Consider the following 26710-nt stretch of genomic DNA (forward strand, 5'->3'; position numbering starts at 1 on the left):
AAAATCTGACGGCCTCTTATTCATAGTTCGGGCGATATTCCTAAATAAAACACCAACAACATAAACCTAAAAACCTCACTTTTTGGCCGTTTTCTGGCTTTTTGCTGATCCTCATTTGTACACTGAAACCAAGCTATTGAGATCATTACAGGATGGAGCAATGGGTCATCATTGCTGAGGTCTGCTCCTCATTCGAACTCACTGATGCCGGGTCTAAAACTTTATAAACACTTTAAAAAAAACACGGAGCATTGCATGCGCAATAAACAAATTCTGATTCGACTCAGCGATGCAGAACATCGAAAACTGGCTGAGCTATGCCAGCAACTCGATTTAAATCAGTCCGAGGTGATCCGGTATCAACTGTTCAGCCAAAGGCCGTCCGCACATGTAGAGCTGATACAGATTCAAGAGCTGCGCATCATTGCATTGCAGCTCAAACACATTTTACAACGCGATGATTGTCTCACCGTAGCAGAACGGGAGGATCATGCGACGGATCTTGAAGCACTGATCGAGGCGCTTAAATTGATTGTGCGCAAATTAAGTCGAGGAGTGCATCTCGCATGATTCTGAAGCTGATTGCCAACACTCGCTCCACGTCATTGAAACAACGTGTCAACGGGCTATTGAGCTATATTCAAAATCCTGAAAATACCCGTGCCAATAATTTGAGCAACTATATCCGTCAGCCGTTTGTGTCTCAGCCAGCATGGGATGAAGATGCGCTGCTTGAAAAATGTGTCTATGCGAACTCGCGCAATTTTCTGGATGATGATCCTGAACAACAAAAAATCGAAATGCTACAGACCGCGAGTTTAAATCGTCGTGTCGAAGACCCGATTGTGCACCTGGTGGCGAGTTTTAAAAAATTCGAAGTGCCAAGCATTGAGCAAATTGAACAGCAGATCAATATTCTACTGCGGCATTTAAATGCTGAAGCGTTACAGGTGCAGTATGCAATGCATCTCGATACAGATAATGCGCATTATCATGTGGTGATCAACAAGATTCATCCATTTGAAAAAAATCAGCATCAGCAGCATAAATGTGTCAACCTGGGTGACGGCTGGATTCTCAATGCACTGCATCGCAGTGCTGCAGAAATTGAAGCGACGCAGGGCTGGCGTTCCGAACCCAATCCGATGTTTGTTTACCATCAACAATCTAAAACTGTGGTCCGCAATCCGGATTATCAATCGGCCCCTGCGGCTGAGAAACTCCCCACACAAATTTTAGATCAGGCTTCCCGGCATCAACAGCCCAGTACCCTGCAACAGAAGATTGATTTCGCAAAAAGCTATCAGCAGTATGTGGAGACGGCCGTCCAGAATATTTTGCGTCGCGTCAACAATTGGCCGGAGTGGCATCAGGCATTAGCGGAAAAAGGTCTGACGTTTGAAAAAAAACGTAACGGGGCTGTGTTTCAGTTAAAGACCTTCTCTGAACAGATCACTTTTAAAGCCTCAATCTTTTGTCAAAAGCAAGCCACCCTGCCCCAGCTGCAGAACACATGGGGAGCGTATCAGGCCGCCGAGGGAATCCGTCCCAAAGCCGTCCCGGATCAGGAGGTCCAGTCCCGGGTAGTCTCTCCGTCCGGCAAGAGCAAGGTTCATCCATTTCATTTATTTCAACCTCAAGATTATCTGGTCGCAGAATTGCACACGATCTATCTCGCGCTAAAGACACAGAAAGACCAGATCACCGTTCAGCATCAGCAGGCCTCAGCTAAGATCAAACTGGATCATGAATCTTATCAAAGTGTTGAAAGAGATATCAAAATTAAACAGCAACAACAGAAGTATCCATCGATTGCCTTGGCGCGGATCCAGACCGCACTGGATGATCAGCATGCTGAGCGACAGCAACATGACCGTGCCCATCGACGCAGCCAGTATGCACTGAGTCATCGGCAATTGACGGCCAAGTTCGTGAAGGATGAACTACTCAAGGATGAGCTGGGACAACGGCTCTGGTCATCATCAACGGTAAATTCGGCACAGATCACCTCCTACACTGATTTTATCTCACAGCTCAATCGTGAACATCCACTGGTCATTGCCCAACAGTTTCTGCTGGATCAGCGTCAGTCTGGCAATTTTATTCATGCACCTAATCCTGCTTGCCGTCAGGCGCAGCTGATCTATGACAAGCAGCTTAAACATGAGCCGATTGCGGTGATGAATCAGTACGGCATCCAGGTCTTTAGCCAGTATTCCATCCCGAGGATTCAGCAATGTCTACAGCTCATTGATGCACATATCCCAATTGAATTTTCTGGGGAACCATCGTTTCAACAACAGGCGAAAATTGCCCTGCAGCATCGGGATCACCAGATTGAAGATCCTAATCCTCGCCACGAGCTACCACAGCTGGAGCAGATCGCATCCGCTGATCTTGAGATATTCTTTGATCAGCTGTATCAGCACTTTCAGCAACATCACAATCTACAGACCGCAATTTTTAAAGCCAACCTGCTACTCAGCTGCTGCCAGGTGAATACTGATCGACTGGAGCGGAACCTGAAAGAATACAGCGACGAATTTTTTAATTTCAACTTGCAGGCGCCGGATCGCAACAATCTGATGCTGCGCTTGAAAAGTGTGCTCTGTACTCAACCGATCGCGCAGAACCGGCAATATTTTAATGCGCAAGATCTTGATTGTGTTTGGCAAATCGCCTTAAAACTTGAATACAATCACTTACCACGCAAAACAGCCCGGATCATCAACAAGCCAAGGCCCGAGGGTGGTTCGAAACTTGTGATTGAAGAGATTGTGTTACCCGAAAGAGATCCGGATTTTTTAAATGAGGTGATGCAAGAATTACAGTTCGAGTCTCGCAAATCCCGGCTGCAGCAACAGTTCCTCGAAATTTCTGAGATCAGTTCAACTTCAAATAGTCTGGGGGCATGTCAGCGCATCGAGATTGAAGTGAAACCCCTCCCGCACTTTCCCGCAGACCGGTACCAGATTATCTGTCAGTTTGAGCATCAGTTTTATATCGACCGAGAGCTGAATCAAACGGCCTTTATTGAAAACATGTATCAGGCATATATTACTGTCGTCAGTCCGCTGGAGGTTCATGTCCGTGATGCCCTATTTCTGGCCCATGCGCGATATGGAGAAGTCATGATCTCCGGCAACGAAGAATTCAAGACACAGGTGGAAGCCATTGCCCAGCAGTATCAGATTCCCGTGATCCGCAAAGAACATCTTGAGCAGCGACAAACGTCACTTGAAGTTCCTGCTCAGCCGTCAGCGGTTGGAGTTACAGAGCATGAACGTCAGTCAAATCGACCTCAACCAGATCTAACACCACCCGTTGAACCGCAGCAGCGGAATGAACCCAAACCTCAGAAAAGTGGATATGGCAATGACTTTGGCTTCTAGACAAGACGGCTCAAAAAAGCCTAAGTGAAGAATCATACGTTAAGCCAGTACATAGCTCGATTCTGGAAAATGTTGTAACAATGCCATTTTCACTGAATCAGGCGTATTGACTTCAGGCTGGACGGCCAACAAATGGTCTAGCCAGACCAGAATGGCTTCATGATTGTTATAACAGTGATTGACGTCCAGATAACTGGCCATGCCGAAACCCATGGCCACGTTCAGTTCTCTGATCAATTGATAGCCTAAAGACCTGGCTTCCGGGCTAATCCATAATTCATGGGGTGTCATCATGATAAAACCTTTTTTGCAATTGATGTTGTCTCGGGTTCTATCGTTCTGGATTACAAGTTATAATCGCTGTGTAACGAGGAAATAATACTTGTAAAAGGTAGATATAACCTGCTGTAGGTTATAAATTATCAAAGTATTCGCTAAATTGCAATAAAAATAACTTACAGCAGGTTATTTTATATTTTTAGAAGACTATATGATTCATTGCAAGTTATCCAGCCTGATGGGCGACCGTAGAATTTTAAAGCTGAGTGACGTGGCCACTGCCACAGGCGTCAACCGCAATACATTGACCAGTATGTATTACGACCGTGCCGTCAGAATTGAACTGCCGGTTGCCGATAAACTGTGTAAGTTCTTTAATTGCAGTATGAATGAGCTGTTTGAATATACCGATGAAGAGAGCGATACCGAATCAGCCTGATCCGATTCTTCCCTGCAAGATCCGCATGGATGCCTGCTAATAATTCGCCTTGGTGTCATTCAACACGCCTCAATGGTGTAATGACAGTGCTTTAAAAGATGCTGTCTACAATTCCCCGTCATTAAGCTTATATCCTTAAACAAATTTCACGATAATCGAGGTCTGGCACTGTTGCAGTAAGGATCACAATATGTCATTTGGGACTTAATTTGTATTTTTACTTAAATTTCAGTTAAAAAAATCAATGTTCTGTTATATCCATGATTGAACTATACATAGAGTAAATTCTCGAATTTGATTCGGGTAAAGGCGTTCTGCAATCTGGCTAAACTGCAGTGCAATTTCACGCATCTCCAAGAGAATCTCGTCAATTTCTTGTACCGTTAGATTGGTTTCTGAAGTACCGAGTTTATGTATATCTTTCTGGGAAATATGAGTGCTTCTCCCATAATGCCCATTTGATGATAACCACTAGGGCCTTCACAGAAGGTTACATCATAGGCTGGAGCCAATTGTAGCAGTGGAATATTTTCTAAGGCTTGCATCTCTGCTACACAGGGTTCAAAGGATAAGGCACCCATTGCATGTGTACTAATATAAGTCAGACGTTCCAACGGGCCGATTCGAGCCGGATTCATTCCAATTTTTCTAAAATATCGAACCATCAACAACATGCCCCAACCATCCGAAAGCATCGTAGACTGGACCAGATAGCTCCATATGGTGAGCAGGAAAGCCTTGTCTGAGTGGAAGACCATTTAATGGTAAGAGGTAAGAAGACAGCTCAATACCGCTACGTATTGCTTCTGAACTATACTCAAAAGAAATGATGGGTCGTCCTGTCATAGCTGTTGTGCTAATTAAAGTTCCCCACAGCCAAGATTCACCTCAACCATTGTAATAAACATTGAGTTTATGAAGTATCAGCCTTTCCTCTTAATACGCTGGCGTTTACTCTGGCTTTCATAACGTAAAATATCATTAACACTATTAAGCTGTGGTTGTAATAGCTTATTTCTATCTACAGATGTAAGAAATCAATAATTGATGCTGATATTTTCAGAGCTGTGAGAAAGTTTTCTTTTCTAGATTACATGAATAATTATGTCTCACATTAGATAATCAAACCTGCACAATGGCATGTAAATTGCTGATACTTCATAACATTATTATAGATAACATTTTCTTGTAGCTTGCTGATGGGGTAAGTTAGCCCAAAAAAATATCAAGTCAAAGAATTTTAATAATGTAATTCATCTGAAAGTAAGCAGAAACTTTAAGTTTCTTTTTAAGAAATATCGTTGATTTACAGGAATTAATTATGACACATGTTGTTGTGATCGGTGCTGGTATTACAGGTATTACATCCGCTTATGAATTATCTCAATTGGGCTATGACGTCACGGTAATTGATCGTCATTTATATGCAGCAATGGAAACCTCTTTTGCTAATGGGGGGCAACTTTCAGCATGTAATGCAGAAGTTTGGAATAATAAATCAAATGTTATCAAAGGATTAAAATGGTTGAGTCGAAAAGATGCACCATTACTGATCAATCCAACATTTAGTGTGCATAAATATAGCTGGCTCATGGAGTTTCTTGCCAATATCAAAAATTATGAAGCCAATACGATTGAGACAGTACGTCTGGCATTATTAGCCCGCCAACGCTTGTGTGAAGTCGCAAAAAAAGAATCTCTTGAATTTGATTGGGAAAGGCGAGGAATCTTGCATATGTACCAAACTAAAGAAGATTATGATGCAGCGAAATTAGCCAATGATCTCATGCGAAAAGGGAAATTAGAACGTTATTCCGTTTCTCCTGAAGAAATGAAATCTATCGAACCTAGTTTAACTGGTGATTATTTTGGAGGTTTTTTCACACCAGAAGATGAAACAGGTGATATTCATAAATTTGCCACTGATTTGGCAGAAAAAATTAAGCAATATGGCGTGAAATATCAGTTTGGTATAGACGTTAATGATATTCAAATTTTAGATGACAAAATTATTTTGAGTTGTAAGCCTAGTGCCGAAAATATGAATGCAAAGGCTATGCAACAAAGTAAAATTGAAGCCGATTTGATCGTTGTATGCGGAGGAGTTGGTAGTTACCAATTGGCGCAAATGGTTGGCGATCGGATTAATGTTTATCCCGTAAAAGGTTATTCAATTACGGTCCAACTCAAAGATGAGAAAAGTGTGAAAAATGCACCTTGGGTTGGTTTAGTCGATGACAATGCTAAGATCGTTACGTCACGCCTTGGTGGAGATCGTTTTCGTGTTGCAGGTACGGCTGAATTTAATGGATATAATCGTGATACTCGTGCAGATCGAATTCAACCGTTAATTGATTGGGTAAATAGTAATTTAGATATTTCGACAGAGCACGTCATACCCTGGGCAGGATTGCGTCCAATGATGCCAGACACCATGCCTGTAGTCACTCAGTCGAATGTAACGACAGGCTTACAGCCCATGATGCCGATAGTTAGACAATCCAAACATTCTCGGGTTTTCTACAATACTGGGCATGGACACTTAGGGTGGACGTTATCTACTGCAACAGCTGCCTTAATCAGTCAGGATATCTCTCAGAAATTCCCAATTTAATTTAAATCAGCCTGAAATAGGTTTGATCTCTATTTTAGGCTGAAATATTAATTTTCCTATAGCAATACAAAAAAGCCATCCAGTTTCAATATATGCAGAAAATTCAAATTATTTGAGATTATGATGCATTTACTCTTATTGATTAGCATCTTTCACTCTCTAAAGACCCCACAAATGATCTTTACACGATAGGCATTCAAAATACTGGTCTTTCTGGAATTCACGATAGTTAAGCGCACAGCCCAAGGATGATTTCATCCTGAAAATGCCAACCATAGGAAGGATTCATATAGCGAGTCTTTAGCTAGAAAACTTTTTAAATTTATCAATAATGGCTATTTGCAACAGTGCCGTTTAATATTAGCCCTTCGGTAGAATCATACCTCGGATGATCTGGTCTCCCCCTATCGAAATGACAAATTTTTTAAATATGAATGCAATGAAGTGTTTGCTTAATGAAAAATGTACTTCCATTTGTTTGTCCTCATTCTTGGCCACAAGCTCAGTCATGGATCGCTGCACTACAAGCAGCAATGCCTAAAGAACAAGTCGTTTTACTCGATGAACTTGATATCGCTGAACGGGAAGCCTGTGAAGTTGCAATTGTTGCTAACCCAGATCCAAATGACCTCAAGTTGTTACCCAATCTAAAATGGGTTCATAGCGTTTGGGCTGGTGTAGAACGACTCATGGCAGATCTACAAAGCAACCATCAGCTCAAAGTGGTCAGATTGGTTGACCCACAACTCGCAGCGACCATGGCTGAAGCTGTGCTTGCATGGACATTATATTTACATCGAGATATGCCACTTTATGCAAAACAACAGCGTGAGAAACATTGGTTAGAACATGAATATATCCCAGCCGAAGAAAAAATGGTTTCAATCCTTGGTTTAGGAGAACTAGGTCTAGCTGCGGCTTCTAAGTTAAGTGGAGCTGGATTTAAGGTCTGTGGATGGAGTAGAACGGCAAAGTCTATACCTGATATTCAATGTTATCATGGTGATAATGGTCTTCTAGACATGCTGGCAAAGACTGATTTTCTCGTTTGTCTATTACCACTGACCCCTCAAACCAAAAACCTCATCAATAAAAATGTTTTTTCAGCCTTAAAAAAACATGCCTCGTTTATTAATTTTGGTCGAGGGCCGATTGTTGATGATCATGCGTTGCAACAATCGCTAGAAAGTGGGTGTTTAGCTCATGCCGTACTGGATGTTTTTAATCAAGAACCACTCACCCAAGATTCGTGGCATTGGACTCATCAAAATATCACCGTACTCCCTCATATTTCTGCCCCAACCAATAGAAAGACAGCATCTGCAATTGTTGCTCATAATATTGATGAATATCGTGTGAATGGCACAATTCCTAAATTTGTTGACCGTGTAACAGGCTATTAATTCAGTTAATTGCGGGCTAGGTTACATGAAATGAGTACATGCCTTAGCCCATGGTCTACATATGCTGTGTCTTTGTTTTATGAATAGTCAAATGAATACACAGCCTAATACAGTTCATCCTAGAAAGGAAATTCCTCATTCCATCAATCATTTGTTAAAGGAGTAATTGGCAATTCAAGCTTCTCTTTTAGCAAAAGGAGCACTCTTAACTTTCTATTTTTAATAGATCGATGTCTGATCGGGTCTAAACCAATATTAAAAAAAATCGAAGGTCTCTTATTTTATAATTTCTGTTTCAAGCCATTTTTCGAACATCTCTAATATCATTTCATTTATACCTGTTTCAGGTGGCTTGATTAAACAGAATCTTTTTTTGAGTACTTTGGATTCAGGCCAAGGTGCGACTAACAATCCCTTCTGAACTTCATTTTCAATATACATCGATGGAACAAGTGCAACCCCCAAACCTGCGAGTGCTGCTGAAATGGCCATTTCATGCAGATCATATCGTACTCCCTGAGCAGGATGTTCAAGCTGTATGTCATTTTCCTGAATGTATTCCTCCCATGCCTCAGGATTTTGGTGCCGATGGATGAGAGGTAGTTGATGTAATTGGCTGATGATGTCTTGATCTGTTAAAAGTGCAGGATGACATACAGGAACCAAGCGTTCTTCAAGTAAAAACTGTGTTCGCATACCCGTCCATGCAGGATGTTCGAAATGAATTGCGGCATCAAAACCACTGCCTGTCAAAATATAAGGGTCGGTGCGAACAGAAATATTGACGATAATATCAGGATGTTGTTCTTTAAATTTTCCTAGGCGAGGAATGAGCCAACGATTGGCAAATGTAGGAAGAGAAGATATTTCCAAACTTCGAGTTCCCTCAGGCAAGCCTTTAATATATTGCGTATCTCGGTCAAGGCGTTCAAGGGTTTCACGAACATGATGAGCATAGCTAGCACCCACAGCATTCAGTTTTACTCGACTGCCAACACGATCAAATAATTTACAATTTAAAAGCGATTCAAGACGACCTATTTGTCTACTGATTGCCCCTTCAGTTAATGATAGTTCTTCGGCTGCACGGGCAAAATTACCATGTCTGGCGGCTGCTTCAAAAGCTTGTAAAGAACTACTACTGGGTATTTTTCTACGCATAACTGCAACCTCAAGACTTTTAGAATTTGGCTCAGTGATTAAATGTCACTACATCATGAAATAATATCGATTTATACCCAGATAAATAGCCTTTAGCATGATGAAAAGTCAATAAATTGATGACTTGTTTTATTTTTATGCCGGGGTGGATCAGTGTTATATACCGTAGAATGTAGTTATCGCGATGCTCAAACTGAACAAGAATGGAATGATTTTTACAGCATCGAGAAATTAGCTGCCCTCATTTCAGTGACAGGGTTTATCACCTCACAGCGATTTAAAGCACTGACACCTGCATGCCCTGTTTATCTCGCGGTTCATACAATTAAAAATCAAGATGTAATCATCAGTGATGAATACAAACAAAAGGGAGGTGGCAATTTTGCACGTTGGCAGGCGAATATTACCGATTGGCATCGTAATCTCTATGAAACTCAGGGAATCGCACCTGCGGTATCAGCAGATCAAGTCTTGTTGCTGAGTGCCCAACCACTTCAATTTGATGGAACAACAGCTCAACCACAGCCAATACAAATGCAGGCAATCGGTCTAGACCAATCACCGAGTTATCGTGTGGCTTATGTTCTGCCTCGATTGCTCGCTGAACAGCTTGCACAAGTCGCTGATGTAGATCTCTATGCACCCATGACCGTCCAACTGCAAAATCCATCCTATTTTCAACTGAGTCATGAGGTTTAAAGTATGCCAAATCTTAGTTTTTATCTTTCAGAAGAGCTGTTTGAACACATGACAGATGTCTCATCGTTGACACAAGATTGTCAGTCCTTATGTGTTGAGCATCTAGGCGCTGAGATGGAAAAAGTACATATCATTTATATTTCAGTGAAATCTGGTTGCGGACATCCCATATATGTTGAGTTAATTTATCGCTTATTAGCGAGCCGTTCACCAGAAGTGATGACTTCTTTTATGCACAAACTCGATCAAATTATTCAGAAAACTTTAGGTGCTATACCCCGTATTCGATGCTTTGGTTATCCCCATCAACAGCTTTATGCCTATCACTAAATATGAGACTGAGGAAATATCAATGAATCATCCAGAGTTTAAATCACATCAGATTGGTGACTTTTTAGTGACTGTATTGAATGATGGTGAAATGAATGTCAGTCTGACACTTTTATCTGGAATTGATGAAAAGTCTGCCGAGAAAATACAAGCTGATGCAGGCGTAATTCATTCTGAACTCATTGATATTAATTGCTATCTCATTCAAGGCAAAGGACACACAATTTTAGTCGACTCAGGCACAGGAGGGCTCAATAATGCAGGGGGTCTGTTGTTAAAAAATCTGGGGCAACTTGGTGTTGCTCCAAGTGATATTGACACCATTCTTATCACCCATGCTCATCCTGATCATATTGGTGGATTGTTAGCTGAGAATGGACACCCCATTTATCCAAATGCAAAACTGTATTTACATACTTTCGAAGCTGAATATTGGCAGAATGATCAAGCATACGACCAAGCAACTGAACGCGGAAAACGTAATTTTGATCTGGTTCGTCGAACCTTGAATGCCTATGCAAAATGCATAGATTTTTTTGATGAGAATGAAGTCATTGAAGGAATCCGTCCGATTTTACTTGCAGGACATACACCAGGACATACAGGTTTTCAGATTGGATCAGCTAGAAGTAGTATCTTGATCTGGGGGGATATTGTACATTTCCCAAATATTCAACTGACCAATCCATCTGTCTCTATTGCTTTTGATTATGATCAAAATCAGGCAAAAATCACACGGGAAAAACTTCTACAGCAAGTGGCTGAAGAAAAGCAATTGATCGCAGGTATGCATATTGGGAAATCAGGATTTGCTTATATTCACTCTGATGAAAAAACGGGTGGATATAAGATTTCATATCTAGAAGAACTTCATTTAACTTATGGTTAAATAAGGTCTATACAGATCAATAACTTAAATTTCAAACAATCTAAAAACTTTAAAAGCGGTGCTTGGAATGAGTCTATTATCTTTTGCCAATAATTTTGATTAAATATTGATCAATTTTTTCTGAAAAACCCATGTCTCCATAGCTGAAATTATCCACAATTTCTGCGGATAAACCTCTGGATAAATTTTAAACAAAAATCAGGGCGACTTACGGATATGGCGTATGAAAAGTCTGACAACATGTCAGGCTTTTCATGGCTTCAATATGGCAATTATCTCAAGATATCTTATTGATTTTTATTGATCACAATACTCATCTCTCGGCGTGTTCACCACATCTTTCAATAACATGAGCTTCTAGCTAAGGAAGTGCGCTAAATAAATCAAAAATTACTTTTCTTAACCACTGGTTACTGCTCTGATGATGACAAGAGGTATGCCAGTATTGTCGTACAGGATAAGTCGGGAAGTCTAAGGGTGCTTGTAATATTTTCAGATTACCCCGCGAGAGTAAAACCTCACTGAGATAATAAGGAATCGTGGCAATAGCATCAGTCTCCTGTACAACCAGTCCAACACCAAGATAACTCGGCAATGTCATCAAAATATTACGCTTTAGACCTCGGCTGATTAATTCATTTTCAATGTGATAATGACCAATGCTGGTATCCACATCGACATGCGACTCATGAATGTAGGTTTCAATATCTAGATGATCAGATTGAATTCGTGGATGATCCTTGCGGCTAATCACCACATAATATTGGGAAAATAATTGTTGCTGATAAAAACCTTGATCAAATTCTGGTAAAAAGCCAATGGCTAAATCAATTTCACCATTCGCCATCTGATAGCTGGTTTCACGGCTGATTGGGCGAACTTTTAAGCGAATAGAGGGAGCATATTGTTTTAAGTATTTGGTGAGCTTTGGCAACAACACTAGATGTGATACATCGGTCATGGCGATACTAAATAATTGATCAGACTGATTCGGCGTAAAATCAACTTTAAAATTATTCACACTTTCAATCTTGCCAATAATTTCACTGATTGGAGAAAATAATTGCTTAGCCAACTCGGTTGGTACCATTTCATTGCCCACGCGCAAAAATAGTGGGTCATTAAAATGGGTTCTAATTTTATTGAGATAGTTGCTCACTGCTGGCTGACTCAGCCCCAAATTTTCAGCCGCTGCAGAAACATTCTTATACTTGTAAATATAATAAAAAATCTCAAGAAGTTTGCTGTCGAGCTTAAACATGTCACTTATTCCATAATCACAATATGCTTTTCTTAACTTAAAATTTCGAAATACATTCATTCAGGAGAATGATTGTATCTAATATTCATATTATTACATGCCTTTTTTAGTGCTGTAAGCTATATATATCACAAGCATAGCGGGTAATGTCTTATATTCAAGCAAGGTCAAGTTTCTTATTCTAAATTCAATGAGGAACAGGATGTTATGGAACATCAAACAAAAAATAATAAGTTCTCACATCAGGATCGTGAGAAATGACAGTAGTTGACCCTAAGACGCAAAAAATGAAAATCCAGTTAAGACGATATCTTTAATCGAGTACACTATTTAAGTACTCGCAACAGCCACGACAAAACTAATTTCTACCGCAGCATTTTTGGGTAATTGACTTACACCAACGGATGTCCGTGTATGTTTGCCCAAATCTGAACCAAAAACTTCATACAGAATCTCAGAAGCACCATCAGCAACCTCACTTTGCTGAGTAAAGTCAGCAGCAGAATGAACAAAAATATTCACCTGCAAAATCTTTTGAATAATTTCCAAGCAACCATAATGCTGTTTTAATATCGCCAAAGCGCGCATGGTGCTAATACGTGCAGCAAGCTGTGCTTGAATAAGATTCACATCTTGGCCAACTTTTCCTGCGACCTGAACAACATCACCCACCCTAGGAATTTGCCCACTAATATAAGCCAAACCATGATGTTCGATGAGCGAAGTATATTTCCCACCAATTTTAATTTCAGAGAAATCGAATCCTAGTTTTTCAGCTGCCTGATTAAAACGGATATCATGATTAATCATTTAAATTTCCTTTATAAAACATAATTTTATATTATAAATTTAGTCTAAATAGATAAATGGTTACTGCTGAAAATCAATCTCGACATTTATTTTGACTATACCCTGAAAATTATTTTTATAGCGAATTTTCCTTTATAGTGAATTAAAATCCTACCTGAGAAATATTCATTTTTATTTAATACTGATGCTATTGGGTCATCTTTTGATTTGCTGTATTCTTGATCTACATAGGTTGATTTATCATCAAAACACCACATCATAATATTTCTATAAAATCCCCTCTTATTTTCAATAGTGAATTTTACTCACTTTTTATTGAATTAATATCATTTTTATTCATGTCATGAATCGGGTATAAATTACTTCATTGAAGAAATTTAGATTTAATCTCAAAAATTAGGATGACAATCACCATGAGTAAAGAGTTTGCATGTTCAATCAAACGCATTCGTTTTGATGAAAACTATCAACCAGCAGATAGCACACGCCTAACGACTAACTTTGCTAACTTAGCGCGTGGTGAGAGCCGTGAGCAAAATCTACGTAATACACTCCGAATGATTAATAATCGTTTCAATGCTTTAGCTCAGTCAGATAACCCAAATGGTGATCGCTATTCATTGGAAATTGATATCATCTCTGCGGATTTAGATATTGAAGGCAATGGTCAAACTTTCCCGATTATCGAAATGCTGAAAAGCACCATTACCGATCATCATACCAATCAGCGTATTGAAGGCATGATCGGTAATAGCTTCTCATCTTATGTGCGTGACTATGATTTCAGCGTGGTACTGAAAGAACATAATAAAGAGAACTCAACCTCTTATGCACCTGAAGGTTTTGGGGATTTACACGGCAAGCTTTATCAATACCTTGTGAACTCTGATACCTTTAAAGCTGAGTTTAATCAACAACCTGTGATTTGCTTGAGTGTTTCAACCGCACGTAAATATTACCGTACGACCAATGAGCATCCTATTTTGGGTGTTGAGTATAAGCAAGATCAGTACTCACGTACCGATGAGTATTTCCACAAAATGGGCTTACAGGTTCGCTTCTTTATGCCAAAAGGCAGTGTTGCACCTTTAGCATTCTATTTTGCCGGTGACTTACTGCGTGATTACACAGATTTTGAACTGATCAGCGCGATCAGCACCATGGAAACATTCCAAAAGATTTATCGTCCTGAAATTTACAATGCAAATTCATCAGCGGCGCAAGTTTATCAGGCAAGTTTAGAGTACCCAGATTACTCATTGACTCGCATTGTCTATGACCGTGTTGAGCGTGGTCAGCTTGCAGTCAAACAAGGTAAATGGACGGAAGAGAACTTTATTAAGCCGTATCAAGACATTCTTGAACAATGGGCTGAAAACTACAATGTAGAGCGTAACGCTGCTTAATTAACCCAAAACAGAATTTAGAGATAGAAGATTTAAAATGGCAATTTTATTACCAACATCAACGGCTGGCAGCTTACCGAAACCATCTTGGCTTGCAGAACCTGAGAAACTGTGGTCTGCATGGAAACTTGAAGGTGAAGAACTGCTTCAAGCCAAGCGCGATGCTTTAAGCTTATCGTTACATGAACAGTTGCAAGCAGGTATTGATATTGTTTCTGATGGTGAGCAAACACGTCAGCACTTTGTGACCACGTTTATTGAACATCTTGAGGGTGTCGATTTCGAAAAACGTGAAACAATGCGAATTCGTAATCGTTACGATGCCAGTGTGCCATCTGTTGTGGGTGAAGTATCTCGTAAGCAACCTGTATTTGTTGATGATGCCAAGTTTTTACGTAGTCAGACCACACAACCAATTAAATGGGCACTACCTGGTCCAATGACCATGATTGATACATTATTTGATGGTCATTATAAAAGCCGTGAAAAATTGGCTTGGGAATTTGCCAAAATCCTCAACCAAGAAGCTTTAGAGTTAGAAGCTGCAGGCGTTGACATTATCCAGTTTGATGAACCCGCATTTAATGTATTCTTTGATGAAGTGAATGACTGGGGTATTGCAACTTTAGAACGTGCACTTGAAGGGTTGAAATGTGAAACTGCGGTACACATTTGCTACGGTTATGGTATTAAAGCCAATACAGATTGGAAACAAACTTTAGGCAATGAATGGCGTCAATACGAAGAATCATTTCCTAAACTGCAAAAATCTAAGCTTGATATTATTTCACTCGAATGCCAAAACTCACGTGTGCCGATGGATCTGATTGAATTGATTCGTGGTAAAAAAGTCATGGTCGGTGCGATTGATGTTGCAACCAACACCATTGAAACTCCTGAAGAAGTTGCAAATACATTGCGTAATGCACTTCAGTTTGTCGATGCAGATAAGCTTTATCCTTCAACTAACTGCGGTATGGCGCCTTTGGCACGCGAAGTAGCGCGCGGCAAACTGAATGCATTAAGTGCAGGTGCTGAAATTATTCGTAAAGAACTTGCGACGTCATACGCATCTATCGCGTAAGGTGAAAGAGCTACTCATGAAATAAATTGGGTAGCTCACTTTCAAGTTCAACATGTACCTGTTTTATTAAGTACACATTTTAAGTCCATGGTTATATGATGCGAATCGCATGATATAGCCAAATCTAAACAAAATGTACGGTTCAATTTAGGAACAAAAAGATGATTGAAGCAACAGACTTTAGAAATGCAATGTCTTCGTTAACCAGCGCAGTGAGTGTTGTGACTACGGCAGGCATGTCTGATCGTCATGGTTTCACTGCATCTGCGGTGTGTAGTGTTACAGATACACCACCGACTTTATTGGTCTGCATGAATAAAGCTTCTCGTTCACATACCCATTTTGTCGAAAATAAGATTTTAACGGTGAATGTTTTAGGTGCACAGCATGAGCATATTTCTAATGTGTTTGCATCGAAACTGAGTTCAGAAGAACGCTTTCAACATGGTGTCTGGACAGAACTGGAAACAGGTGCACCTGTATTACAAGATGCTTTGGTGAATTTTGATTGTGAGATTGATCAAATTCAGGAAGTAGGTACACATACGATTTTTATCTGTCGTGTTGTTGCGATTCAACAAAGTGAGCAAGATCAGAGTTTAGTCTATTTTAATCGTGCTTATCATCAGGTAGGGCAAACGGAAATCGCTTAAATCGGCATGATGTTTTTGGTACTGTCACGCTAAGAATTTAAAGATGAAAATGATTGTAGACCTGCGTGCTTATCTAATTCCGATGAAATTTCTTTGCCAAGCTGAATAATTTAAATTCAAACATGATCTAGATTTTCTTTTTAAATAAACAACGGCCTTGCTTCATTGAGAAAGTAAGAGCATTCATGATCTCTGATGATTTTTAAGATCGTATAAGACATCATATGGAATGCTCTATGTTCCCATCTAAAAGATAGGCTTACTTTCGGCTAAGGTTTCCAGATCAGGAAGATACTTTTTAATTTGCTTTATGAATATTGAATAATCTTGCCAAAATCATGTCATACAAATAAACAAATGGTTGAGTGAATTGATTACCAATTTTTTTCCAGACTGGCTCCATGAGTAAAGCAATGCTGATGGACAAGATAAACGCACCAATCATATCGAATGGAAAGTGTACACCAATATATATCCGTGCCCATGCTACAGCCCATGCCATTATAAAAATAACCCAACCAATTAAATATTTACGAGACAGTAAAAAAGTGACTGCGATTGAGCTAAATAATGTCATGTGATCACTAGGAAATGATGGATCAGGCACATGATAAATAAGTGTTCGACCAATCCCCATCATAAACGGGCGAGGATGTGGATAAACATGGCCAATAATTTGTGCAATACCTAATGCCAACAAAGCCACACATACTGATTTCAATGCAATTTGCTTTTGAATATGATCACCAGTAGCCCAGTAAGCCAGCAAAAATAGCGGTATCAGATATAACAAATCATTGGCAATAAAAATTGCAAGATGAATCGTCGATAAATGAGCCATGGGGCTAGCATTAATGGCCAGAAAAAGTTGCAGATTAAAGGGTTCTAATGACATCTTATTTTCCCTAATCCATTAGTCTTCTAACACACGAAAATCGGTATGTGCGGTATGTTTCGCTAAACGACGGCTATGCTGAATGTGCGACAACACAATCAAGATAGCCATGACAGCTATAGCGACCAATGATGCATTGAGTGTCCCCAAATCCAGCCCACCTTTTGCGATCGGTTTTGTCAAGAAATCACCAAAAGTTGCACCAAACGGACGAGTGAATACGAAGGCAATCCAGAACAAAATGATATGATTAACTTTTGAGAAATTATGCAACACGATGACCAATGCAATAATGCCACCTGTAACCATTGAGCCTTGTAAATAACTCAACCCTAAAGCATCTCCTAAAAAGTCACCAAATGCTGTACCTAAGCTGTTTGAGAACAAAATCGCGATCCAGTAATACAATTCTTTGGGTAATTCATAGATTGGGTAGACTGACAAATTACGATATTTTTTATACCAAAAACTTAAGGCTGCCACTAAGCCAGAGAACAAGAGCAAACTACCTCCTGTGTAGCCGAGATGGAAGGTACGGTCAATAGCATCTGAAATTTCTGTTCCCAATGTGGTCGTCCCGATAATCACCAACCAGAACACCACAGGAATGAATTTTTTTAAGCGAAGTTGTACAGCCAATACGATCAGAAAACCAACACCTGTAATGGCGATTCCTGTTAAATAACCTAGATTTAATGTTTGAGCAATAAAGTCCCCTAGCGTTTCACCTAGGGTCGTTGCCACAATTTTTAGTAACCAAAATAGAAAAGTGACTTCAGCAACTTTATTGATTAAGGGTATATCTGAGCGGTTAAGGTCAGAATTCATTTTATGATTGATTGTGCGCATTTTTAAAATTCCTACTTACGTCAGTTGAACGCGAACGAACGAATGTTGGTGTTACGATACGTTGCTGAGACTTAGCAGAAACTTAGCGACTCTTATCAAAGAGATGTCATGTACACTTTTTATCCGTATAGCCGTAAATCCTCGCCCTTTAGGGCGGGGATTAATGGATAACCAGATTTAATTAATCACTCTTGGGGCAGTACTAAGGTCACGCACAATCCCCGATTGGCGGTTAAGTTATAATCACTACCTTGTGACAAGGATAAAAATAGTAAGATTCCAGTCTGTTCACAGACCGTTTTTACAATAGATAATCCTAAGCCAGTACCTTTTGGTCCCTGACTCGCTGCCAGATTATCAGAACGGTGAACCGTTATATCTTGCGTGGAATTTAATCGGACAAATGGCTCAAAAGCTTGCAGATAATGTTCCTGATCAATTCCACATCCCGTATCAATAATTTGCAAGATGGTTTGTTTCGCAGGCAAATCAAAGGCCGTTTGTTGCGATGGCCCAATAACACAAACACTTTGGGACTTTAAGACATCTGGCCAGTTTTCAACAGATTTCAATGCAATACTGACTTGACCACCATCAGGTGTATATAGCACCGCATTTTGAATAATATTTTTAATTAACAATAAAATGGCTGTAGCATCAGCATGGATCGTAACATCTTGATGGTGAGTATTCTGGGAAAATTTATTGATATCAAGAACCAACTGAATCTGCTTATTATCAATAATGGGCAATAACAAATTAACAGCTTGCTCTAATAGCGGACGAACAGCGACTGGTTGGATATGATCATGATTGGCATTTAGTCGTGCAAGAGTAAGTAATTGCTCAACTAAATCTTGATTGCGTTTAACCCTTAAAGCCAATTTATCCAATCCTGCTCGAATTGTATCATCTGTTGCTAAACGCTGTAGTCGTTGTACCTGTAGAGAGATTGCGGTCAATGGTGAACGTAACTCATGCGATGTATCCGCAATAAACCGTTGCTGTTGCTCAACATTATTTTTGACTTGTACCAACAACTGATTAATTGCGGTCATAAATGGTAAAATTTCATCAGGCAAGTTTGTCAAAGGTAATGGACTAAAATCAAAATCCTGACGTTGCATCACCGTATTTGCCAGAACCTTGACTGGATGAAACATGCGCCACATGATTAAAGGTAATATTGCCCCTAGAGCTAGAATAGCCAAAAGCAATGGTGCAAGAGATTGTATGGCACTACTTTCAGCTAAATCAGCTTGTAAATCCGTTAATTGTCGAACAATAATAATCGCCTGATTTTTATCTAGCCGATAAACACGCCACTCTTCACCAGCGATCTGCTGAGAGCTTAAGCCATTTGGAAAATGTTGTAATTGTTGAAATGTTAAGCGATCACTTTGCAAAGGACTTTTGTTGAGTTGAATCTGAGTGTGGGTGTGATTCTCCAAGAGTGTATTTTTTTCAGTCGAAATTTGAGCAGGCTGAACCAGTCTAAAAACATCAATACTAATTCCATCGTCATTATTAGATAATTGATAATGCTGGCTTTTAGACAATGGATCTATCACTGAATCTTGGGCCAAATTGTTGTAAATTTTATGATTTAGATTTTGGTTTTCATTGTCAGCAATTAAATTCGCAATATTTTTGAGGTTATCATTTTGAAAATTACTGATTTGACGATAACTATTCCAAAATGCAAATCCACCTGCCAAAACCGCCAAAATAAGTAACGTGACAACCGTCCATATAATCACCTGCTGTAATAATGAACGGTTTGTTTTTAATTTTAACGATGGCTGTTTATCAAGCATGACCTTCATCATCCTCTTGCTGAGTAATATACCAACCCAGCCCTCGCACATTTTTTATGGTTTGATGACCAAGCTTTTTACGTAAATTATAAATCAGGAATTCAATCGCATTACTTTCAACCTCCATTCCCCAGCCATATAGTGAGTCTTCCAACTGGTTTTTGGATAATACTTTGTCAGGAGATAACATAAATGTTGTCAATAACATAAATTCTTTAGCCGTTACATCAATCACGGTTTTGCCAGACAGCATTACGCGCTTATTGGCCGTATCTAGGCTTAAATTCCCCACAGTCAGTAAATTTTCAGCTTTTCCTTGTGAACGACGAATTAATACTCGCATTCGGGCGAGCAGCTCACCCAGTTCAAACGGTTTAATGACATAGTCATCTGCCCCAGCATCGAGTCCTTTAATACGGTCATCTAGGGCATCTCGCGCGGTCAAAATCAATACAGGCGTTTCAAGTTTGGAATTTCGAATGGTTTTAAGAACGCCCATACCATCAATTTCGGGTAATCCTAAATCGAGTAGAATCAAATCATAGGCTTGCGTTTCAACGGCTAAAATGGCATGTTTTCCATCTTTCACCCAGTCCGCAGTATAGGCCTCATCTTGTAATGCTTCAGTCAGTGTTTCACCAATCATCAAATCATCTTCAACCAATAATACGCGCATGATTTTTTCCTTTCTTTAGATCACTCATTCCGCTAGAAATTGTATTCAGCATAAATAACACATTGATTTGCGAATAATTAATTCAGTTTTATTCAGGAATCATGATACAAGCTTTAAGGCATTGATTAAACTTTGTAATTGCTTTTAAAAAATTTCAATACTGGCTTGCAGCACTGATTTTTCAACTATTTTTCTCAAAAATATGAATTGCATTCAACTTACAATCTAAATTTTAAAATAAGGCTACATTGATTTTTAAGCATTTCAAACCATAAGGGGAAACTTAATATTTCATCTGTACCCTGCTATCAAGCAATAGCATCATCTTCAAGTCGAGATTGATTTAAAAAAACAAGTCATCAGATCTGTGTGTATTGCAGCAAATATCATGCAATGGTTTAAAAAAAGCTTTGGATAAAAATAAAATTTACGGAAAGTATACCGATTACTAATTAACCCTTAATTTTCGTAATGGATTATATCTGAGCAAATTATTTTTCTAACTACCAATTGATGCATGAACAAATGGAAAAATTTAGACCGTATTACTATGTGTTGATTACACTCATTATTTTAATCTTTGCATATTCAACTGTTTACCGAGTGGCGTGGGACGATATCCAACGTACGGACTTTACTGTATATACGGAAGCAGGCAAGGCGATTCTTTATCAATTGGACCTTTATCATGTTCAGAATATCCGTGGCTGGCGCTATGTCTATCTGCCACCTTTTGCCATTTTAATGGTGCCATTTAGCTTAATGCCTTTAGCCTTAGGGGCTTTTGTTTGGTATGTTCTGGAAATTGCAGCAATTTACTATAGCCTTGTCTTTTCAATTCGCATGCTTGGCTTTGAAACCGATAAAAATACAAGATTTCTGTATTTTGCCTTACCTTTATTATCCTTAAGTGTTTTGCTGTTGTCTGGCATTATGCGCTGTCAGGCATCTGAGTTTGTGATTTTCTTTTCTATCGCAACTTTTTATTATAGCCAAAGAAATAAGGTAGTTTTATCTGCAATATCATTGGCTTTCGCCACATTAATTAAAGTATTTCCTGCGGCTCTAGTCCTGTATTTTATATTTAAGAAAAAATGGAATTATGCTTTCGCTTTTGCAATCGCTTTATTCATTTTGGGACTATTGTTGCCCTCTTTAAAAATGGGTTTGCACACGACATTGACAGACTATATAGACTGGTTTCATGTGGTTGGCTCAAAGGCTGTTGAATCAAATACAGACCGACAGTTCACTACAGATCTCTATAAACAACTGCTGGATACGACTAAGTCAAGAAATCAATCTTTTGAAGCACTGCTGTTGACCTTATCGGTTCCAGCCGCGTGGGTAAAATATTATGTTGCGGGCATTGCATTTGTTTCTTTAAGTATTATGTACCGCTTTTCAATGCGTATACACAACCAGCTGGATGAAATACGTTTGATCAGCGCTTTTCTAATTTGGTCATTACTGATTACTCCGATTGCAGAAAGTCATTATTTTGGTGTGCTGATTTTGCCGTTGCTGACATTGTCATATATGGTTTTAAAGAGTCAATCTCATATCGAAAAGCAGCACAAATTGATTACATGGGGAGTCCTTATTTGCATTGGTTGCATGATTCTGATCAGTTCTCCTGTTACGGAGACATTACGTCCACTCTGCTGGTTATCAATTGCGATCTGGTATTTCTTGATGTACGGCTTTAAAAATCAAAATAGTATCGTTGATAATAGCCACCTCCCAAGTCATATTCCGACAAAGAATGAATATAGTCTTTAGTTTTCCTAAAAATAACAGCTTATTCAAAAACCAGTAGGATTTTAATTTAAAATCAATATATTGACATCATCCCCGACCATTTGGCGGGGATATAAGTCTATACTGATAAAGAATTTGCTTTAACCAAACTATGATTTCATTGTTTTTATCACTGGCTGCCAGACTAATCCTACAAGTGCAACGATGCAGAAAATCACGCCTGCATAAAATGTGAATGATGCTCCAAGTCGATCCCACAACAATCCAGCCAGTACGCTTGCAACGAGCATAGCCAATCCACTGACAAGATTGAAAAATCCATACGCTGTTCCACGCAAGTCATCGGGTGCGGTATCCGCAACCATTGTCGCCAGCAACCCCTGAGTCATTCCCATATGGACACCCCACAGGGCAACACCAGCCAGCACAATAATCCAGTGATTGTCCATTGCCAGCACCAGATCGGCTGCAATCAATACAATTAACCCCAGCGCCAGTAGAGTCTTATGACTCATGTGGTCGGACAATTTTCCAAATGGATAAGCAGACAGAGCATAGACCAGATTCATCGCCACCATGACCAACGGGACTAATGCAACTGGAATACCACTTTGTTGTGCACGCAAAACCAAAAATGCCTCACTAAAGCGGGCCAATGTAAACACCGCTCCAATACCCACCACCCACCAATACGAACCATCTAGGCGCTTTAGGTTTTCCCGCTTGATCGGATTTGTACGCTTGGTTGCCTGCTGATGATCTGGCTCTCGTATACCAAATAGCAGCAATGCGACAGCCATTAGCCCTGGAATTACAGCAACCCAAAACACCGCACGAAAATCGTTGGCCCACAGTAGCATCAAGCCTACTGCTAACAATGGGCCAAAAAGAGCACCTACAGTATCGAGAGCCTGGCGTAGACCAAACGCCGAACCACGTAATTGATCTGGCACAATATCAGCTATTAGGGCATCACGAGGAGCACCACGAATACCCTTTCCGGCACGATCTAATAGGCGGGCGGTTAGCACAAGATCAATCGTGGACGCCATGGCAAATAGTGGTTTGGTGAGTGCACTAATCGTGTAGCCAATCACGGCTAAGCCTTTACGTTTACCGAGATAATCACTGACTGCACCAGAAAATATTTTAATGATGAGTGCAGTGGCCTCAGCCAAACCCTCAATCAGACCAATCGCAAGCGCACTTGCTCCCAGTGCCGTAACCATAAAGAGTGGCAGTAGGCTATGAATCATTTCCGATGAAATATCCATCAGCATGCTGACAAAACCGAGTACCCATACGCCTGATGGTATTTGCTGCCTAGTGCTTTTTGGAGGTATTGTCATCGTCACACTCATCCCATGGCATCGGTGGACCATAAAAACGACTGATTAAAAGCTTAGATGTTGTTTACTTTTTAATCTACACCTAAGCGGATCTAATTAATTGATTATTTTTACATAGACTAAAAAAATACAGTCCAAATGAGATTATTAATCTCAATTGAGCGGGTCACAGGTTTTTAAGTGACGATATAGAGCTGATTTTCTAATTCCAAAAGCTTGGCCAAAAGAGCTTTTAGATATGTACAGCACTTTTGCCCACGCCTGACATAAAGCAATTTCCCAATCAATTCTGAACCAATACACTTACATAGAAAAATTTTAGCCTCCCGAATTTTAAACATTGCGCATTGGTGCTTTTTAAAAATCACTGCCTTGGTAATTTTTTTAATGCTGTAAGCCATATCTCACAAGCATAGGGGGCAATGTCCCCTATTCAAGCAGGGTCAGATTTCTTATTCTAGGCTCATTGAGGAACAGGATGTTCCGGAACATCAAACAAAAATAATAAGTTCTTGCAACAGGATCGTGAGGGATGACAGGAGTTGCCCCTAAGACGCAAAAAATGAAAAAAGCCCTGACATGATGTCGGGGCTTTTTTCATTTCGTTTAAGAGACTTATATGAATTGAAAATACTTTAACCATCTACCTTTAAAAAAAATATAGATTATTTATGATCATGCTGATGATGGATATCAGGATAATGTGCATGGGTGTGCTGTAGTACTTCGTGTTTATGGAAATGACGATGACGAACACCTTCGGCTACAGGATAATCATGATCGTGCTGATGATGTTCGTCATGAATATGCTCATGGTCATGGTAAAGTTCTTGATGCGTATGTAAATGCTCATGTTTTTCTGTTAAATGGAGCCATACACCAAAAGCCATCAAAGCGCCTGCAATTAACAAAGAAAGCGTGATGGGTTCTCCTAATACGACTGCGATCAATGCACCAATAAACGGAGCAATCGAAAAATAAGCGCCTGTTCTCGCTGTTCCCAAATGACGTAAACCAATCACAAATAACGTCAAACTAATACCGTAAGCAAAGAAACCGACTAACATTGCCCCAATGCTATTTAACATGGTTGGAAAAGTTGTTTTGACAGACATCGCTAATAGTAAGTTGACGATACCTGCACTTAAGCCCTTGATTGATGCGATCCATGTTGCATCTGTTAAGGAGACTTTACGGGTTAAATTGTTATCAATCGCCCATGCCAAACAGGCTGCGAGTACTAACCAAGATGCTGAAGCATGGGAGAAACTAAAATCACCTGACCAGCTTAAAATTAAAGCCCCGACAACAATCGAGATCATGCCAATAAAAATGCGTTTATCAACATTTTCTTTAAATACACACCATGCCAATACTGCGGTTAAAACAGCTTCCATATTTAAAAGAAGTGATACATTTGTTGCAGGTAAATGAGACAGTCCAAGCATAAGTAACACAGGCGCGATGACTCCACCACTTACAATCGTTCCAATGAGCCATGGAATTTCATCTTTAGCGAGATGCACTGGTGACGCTTTGGTAAGGAAACGATAAATGCTAAGCCCTACGCCTGAACCAAGGTATAAAAGAGCGGCAAGTAACCATGGATTAATATCACTGAGTAATAATTTCGCTAAGGGCGTACTTACACCAAATAAAAATGCTGCTCCTAAAGCGGATAACACACCAATATTTTTGATATCCATTGTTTGAATTCACTGACCTCATTTTTTGTATTATATGATTATCAAAATTTAAATTTGATTAATAAAGTCATGATACTGATAAAAGGAGTCTACGCTCCTTTTTTAAGTGATTCTATAAATAAGGTTTGGGTTAAAGAAGCTGCGATCCAAATGAATGGAATCGATATTGTTATTCCTAATGTGAGTGCACTTACAGGTGGAACAGATTTACCTAATTCTGCTTTACTGCTCAATGCAGCATTGTCATGGTTACGTCAATCCCCTTCTAGTGCTGTCGTACTGATCTCCAGTGCTTCTGGTCGCGAAGTAAATATGTTTGCGGAGCCATATGGTGTTCAATTTTATATAAGCTCATCATTATAAATGCCTTTTTATAAAATAAAGCTTCTTTCTCAATTTTGACCCAGATTTTGGTGTTCTTTTTTTCCAAGTTACTTTAGAAAGATGATCCGGGAAGCATTAAAAAATCGAGCTCCTCGGCTGTAGAACTCCTACCCAATACTTGATTACGATGGGGATAACGGCCAAAACGGTCAATGATTGCTTTATGCTTGATTTCAAACTCTAGATTGCCTTCTAGACCAGGCTGATTAAATAATTTGAGAGCTTCCTGATGAATCACGCTGGATTCAGAGTGCATGTAGGGGAGATAACAAAATGCACGCATATGTGGAGCCAGATCTTTATCACAACCGTTACGAATCGCTTCCTGAGCCAAGACCAATGCTAGTGAATCTGCACTGAATGCTTCTGCATGCCCCCTAAAAATATTTCTGGAAAATTGATCAAGTAGAATAATTTCAGCGAGTCGCCCCATCGCATTGTCACGCCAAGAAAATAGTTCAGCTCGTTTCGCCTGAACCAACAGGTCAGTAAAACGTTCACGAATCAAGAGATCCAATTCAGGTTCACTTTTGAACCACTGGCTAGGCTGAATCTCTTCAAACCAAAACTTGATAACAGTTTGATACATTTAGTTTTTTCCTTGTATTTGTTTAGTTATATAAATGCAGCAATGAGAAAATGATGATCTTTATTGATATGCTGAATCTCTTCATTAAATTCTACTCTGTTTTAAGCAATTTATTCGAAATAACATCTAATAAGCATCTTAAGCTACATATGTTCATGATTTATTGATTAATGCCGAATCCATTCATTGAAGAATAGATAAATTGTGTAATGTAGTGATGTCCTAGAATGGTGGTGAACCGAATAATCATGTGTATTCACAATT

General features: G+C 39.5%; 24 protein-coding genes and 2 pseudogenes. 13 read left to right on the forward strand and 13 right to left on the reverse strand.

The features are described 5' to 3' along the window. Positions 1–255 precede the first annotated feature (255 nt). Together C1A47_RS12255 and C1A47_RS12260 are read left to right on the forward strand one after the other, a co-directional pair. Complete coding sequence (locus tag C1A47_RS12255) at positions 256–570, forward strand: ABC transporter substrate-binding protein (RefSeq protein WP_111895314.1); 315 nt, start codon at positions 256–258, stop codon at positions 568–570. Continuing rightward, entirely contained in the window at positions 567–3392 is a 2826-nt protein-coding gene (locus C1A47_RS12260) for a relaxase/mobilization nuclease domain-containing protein (RefSeq protein ID WP_111895315.1), read from the forward strand. The genes C1A47_RS12255 and C1A47_RS12260 overlap by 4 nt, the downstream gene beginning before the upstream one ends. A 39-nt stretch (positions 3393–3431) precedes the next feature. Here C1A47_RS12260 and C1A47_RS12265 read toward each other — a convergent pair whose 3' ends face one another. Continuing rightward, a complete protein-coding gene (locus C1A47_RS12265) occupies positions 3432–3686 on the reverse strand; it encodes a hypothetical protein (protein ID WP_111895316.1) in 255 nt (84 codons plus the stop codon). 196 nt (positions 3687–3882) lie between these two features. On the opposite strand from C1A47_RS12265, the gene C1A47_RS12270 reads away from it, so the two are divergent. Further along, on the forward strand, positions 3883–4110 hold the full coding sequence (locus C1A47_RS12270; RefSeq protein ID WP_111895317.1) for a helix-turn-helix domain-containing protein: 228 nt from the start codon (positions 3883–3885) through the stop codon (positions 4108–4110). 252 nt (positions 4111–4362) lie between these two features. Here C1A47_RS12270 and C1A47_RS12275 read toward each other — a convergent pair. Continuing rightward, positions 4363–4986: pseudogene (locus tag C1A47_RS12275) on the reverse strand (HipA N-terminal domain-containing protein). Between the two features lie 47 nt (positions 4987–5033). After that, positions 5034–5123: pseudogene (locus C1A47_RS12280) on the reverse strand (XRE family transcriptional regulator); the annotation flags it as partial. A gap of 308 nt (positions 5124–5431) precedes the next feature. Here C1A47_RS12280 and C1A47_RS12285 point away from each other — a divergent pair. Then, positions 5432–6724, forward strand: coding sequence for a D-amino acid dehydrogenase (locus C1A47_RS12285; protein WP_111895318.1), 1293 nt, complete (start codon positions 5432–5434; stop codon positions 6722–6724). A gap of 455 nt (positions 6725–7179) precedes the next feature. After that, on the forward strand, positions 7180–8127 hold the full coding sequence (locus tag C1A47_RS12290) for a 2-hydroxyacid dehydrogenase (protein ID WP_111895319.1): 948 nt from the start codon (positions 7180–7182) through the stop codon (positions 8125–8127). A 276-nt stretch (positions 8128–8403) separates the two neighbouring features. On the opposite strand, the gene C1A47_RS12295 is transcribed toward C1A47_RS12290, so the two are convergent. Beyond that, positions 8404–9288 carry a LysR substrate-binding domain-containing protein gene (locus C1A47_RS12295; RefSeq protein ID WP_111895320.1) on the reverse strand — a complete coding sequence of 295 codons (885 nt, stop codon included), beginning with the start codon at positions 9286–9288 and terminating at the stop codon, positions 8404–8406. Between the two features lie 153 nt (positions 9289–9441). Here C1A47_RS12295 and C1A47_RS12300 point away from each other — a divergent pair, with 153 nt between their 5' ends. Genes C1A47_RS12300 through C1A47_RS12310 form a run of 3 tightly spaced genes read left to right on the forward strand, consistent with a single transcriptional unit; the run spans position 9442 to position 11206 of the window. Then, positions 9442–9987: a sugar ABC transporter gene (locus C1A47_RS12300; RefSeq protein ID WP_111895321.1), complete on the forward strand. Its 546-nt coding sequence runs from the start codon at positions 9442–9444 to the stop codon at positions 9985–9987. Positions 9988–9990: 3 nt separating this feature from the next. Beyond that, positions 9991–10317: a hypothetical protein gene (locus C1A47_RS12305; RefSeq protein ID WP_111895322.1), complete on the forward strand. Its 327-nt coding sequence runs from the start codon at positions 9991–9993 to the stop codon at positions 10315–10317. 22 nt (positions 10318–10339) lie between these two features. Further along, entirely contained in the window at positions 10340–11206 is an 867-nt protein-coding gene (locus C1A47_RS12310) for an MBL fold metallo-hydrolase (RefSeq protein WP_111895323.1), read from the forward strand. 361 nt (positions 11207–11567) lie between these two features. Here the strand turns inward: C1A47_RS12310 and C1A47_RS12315 are convergent, their stop codons facing one another. Next, on the reverse strand, positions 11568–12467 hold the full coding sequence (locus C1A47_RS12315; protein ID WP_111895324.1) for a LysR family transcriptional regulator: 900 nt from the start codon (positions 12465–12467) through the stop codon (positions 11568–11570). Between the two features lie 330 nt (positions 12468–12797). After that, positions 12798–13277: a RidA family protein gene (locus C1A47_RS12320; protein WP_111895325.1), complete on the reverse strand. Its 480-nt coding sequence runs from the start codon at positions 13275–13277 to the stop codon at positions 12798–12800. Between the two features lie 413 nt (positions 13278–13690). On the opposite strand from C1A47_RS12320, the gene C1A47_RS12325 reads away from it, so the two are divergent. The 3 genes from C1A47_RS12325 (at position 13691) to C1A47_RS12335 (ending at position 16420) form a co-directional block, all read left to right on the forward strand. Beyond that, entirely contained in the window at positions 13691–14683 is a 993-nt protein-coding gene (locus C1A47_RS12325; RefSeq protein ID WP_111895326.1) for a DUF1852 domain-containing protein, read from the forward strand. A 37-nt stretch (positions 14684–14720) separates the two neighbouring features. Beyond that, positions 14721–15767: a methionine synthase gene (locus tag C1A47_RS12330; RefSeq protein WP_111895327.1), complete on the forward strand. Its 1047-nt coding sequence runs from the start codon at positions 14721–14723 to the stop codon at positions 15765–15767. A gap of 161 nt (positions 15768–15928) precedes the next feature. Further along, a complete protein-coding gene (locus tag C1A47_RS12335; protein WP_111895328.1) occupies positions 15929–16420 on the forward strand; it encodes a flavin reductase in 492 nt (163 codons plus the stop codon). 298 nt (positions 16421–16718) lie between these two features. Here the strand turns inward: C1A47_RS12335 and C1A47_RS12340 are convergent, their stop codons facing one another. From C1A47_RS12340 to C1A47_RS12355, 4 genes are all read right to left on the reverse strand, one after another. Then, complete coding sequence (locus tag C1A47_RS12340) at positions 16719–17315, reverse strand: undecaprenyl-diphosphatase (RefSeq protein WP_111895329.1); 597 nt, start codon at positions 17313–17315, stop codon at positions 16719–16721. Between the two features lie 18 nt (positions 17316–17333). Next, positions 17334–18164, reverse strand: a complete 831-nt coding sequence (locus C1A47_RS12345; protein WP_111895330.1) for a hypothetical protein — start codon at positions 18162–18164, stop codon at positions 17334–17336. Between the two features lie 185 nt (positions 18165–18349). Continuing rightward, positions 18350–19981: a sensor histidine kinase gene (locus C1A47_RS12350; protein WP_162625943.1), complete on the reverse strand. Its 1632-nt coding sequence runs from the start codon at positions 19979–19981 to the stop codon at positions 18350–18352. After that, complete coding sequence (locus C1A47_RS12355; protein WP_111895332.1) at positions 19974–20657, reverse strand: response regulator; 684 nt, start codon at positions 20655–20657, stop codon at positions 19974–19976. The genes C1A47_RS12350 and C1A47_RS12355 overlap by 8 nt, the downstream gene beginning before the upstream one ends. Positions 20658–21182: 525 nt before the next feature. Between C1A47_RS12355 and C1A47_RS12360 the strand changes: the two genes are divergently transcribed. Beyond that, positions 21183–22439, forward strand: coding sequence for a glycosyltransferase family 87 protein (locus C1A47_RS12360; RefSeq protein WP_227539778.1), 1257 nt, complete (start codon positions 21183–21185; stop codon positions 22437–22439). A gap of 128 nt (positions 22440–22567) precedes the next feature. Here C1A47_RS12360 and C1A47_RS12365 read toward each other — a convergent pair whose 3' ends face one another. Both C1A47_RS12365 and C1A47_RS12375 read right to left on the reverse strand, forming a co-directional pair. Beyond that, positions 22568–23767 carry an MFS transporter gene (locus C1A47_RS12365; RefSeq protein WP_111895334.1) on the reverse strand — a complete coding sequence of 400 codons (1200 nt, stop codon included), beginning with the start codon at positions 23765–23767 and terminating at the stop codon, positions 22568–22570. Positions 23768–24432: 665 nt separating this feature from the next. Beyond that, positions 24433–25473: a DMT family transporter gene (locus C1A47_RS12375; protein ID WP_111895335.1), complete on the reverse strand. Its 1041-nt coding sequence runs from the start codon at positions 25471–25473 to the stop codon at positions 24433–24435. A gap of 3 nt (positions 25474–25476) precedes the next feature. On the opposite strand from C1A47_RS12375, the gene C1A47_RS17780 reads away from it, so the two are divergent. Beyond that, the gene (locus tag C1A47_RS17780) at positions 25477–25836 is read left to right on the forward strand and encodes a hypothetical protein (RefSeq protein ID WP_205669591.1); all 360 of its coding nucleotides are present in this window, start codon (positions 25477–25479) and stop codon (positions 25834–25836) included. 73 nt (positions 25837–25909) lie between these two features. Here C1A47_RS17780 and C1A47_RS12385 read toward each other — a convergent pair whose 3' ends face one another. Then, the gene (locus tag C1A47_RS12385; RefSeq protein WP_111895336.1) at positions 25910–26446 is read right to left on the reverse strand and encodes a DUF924 family protein; all 537 of its coding nucleotides are present in this window, start codon (positions 26444–26446) and stop codon (positions 25910–25912) included. Positions 26447–26710: the final 264 nt, after the last annotated feature.

This window comes from Acinetobacter sp. MB5 (assembly GCF_003261585.1).
Lineage (GTDB): Bacteria > Pseudomonadota > Gammaproteobacteria > Pseudomonadales > Moraxellaceae > Acinetobacter.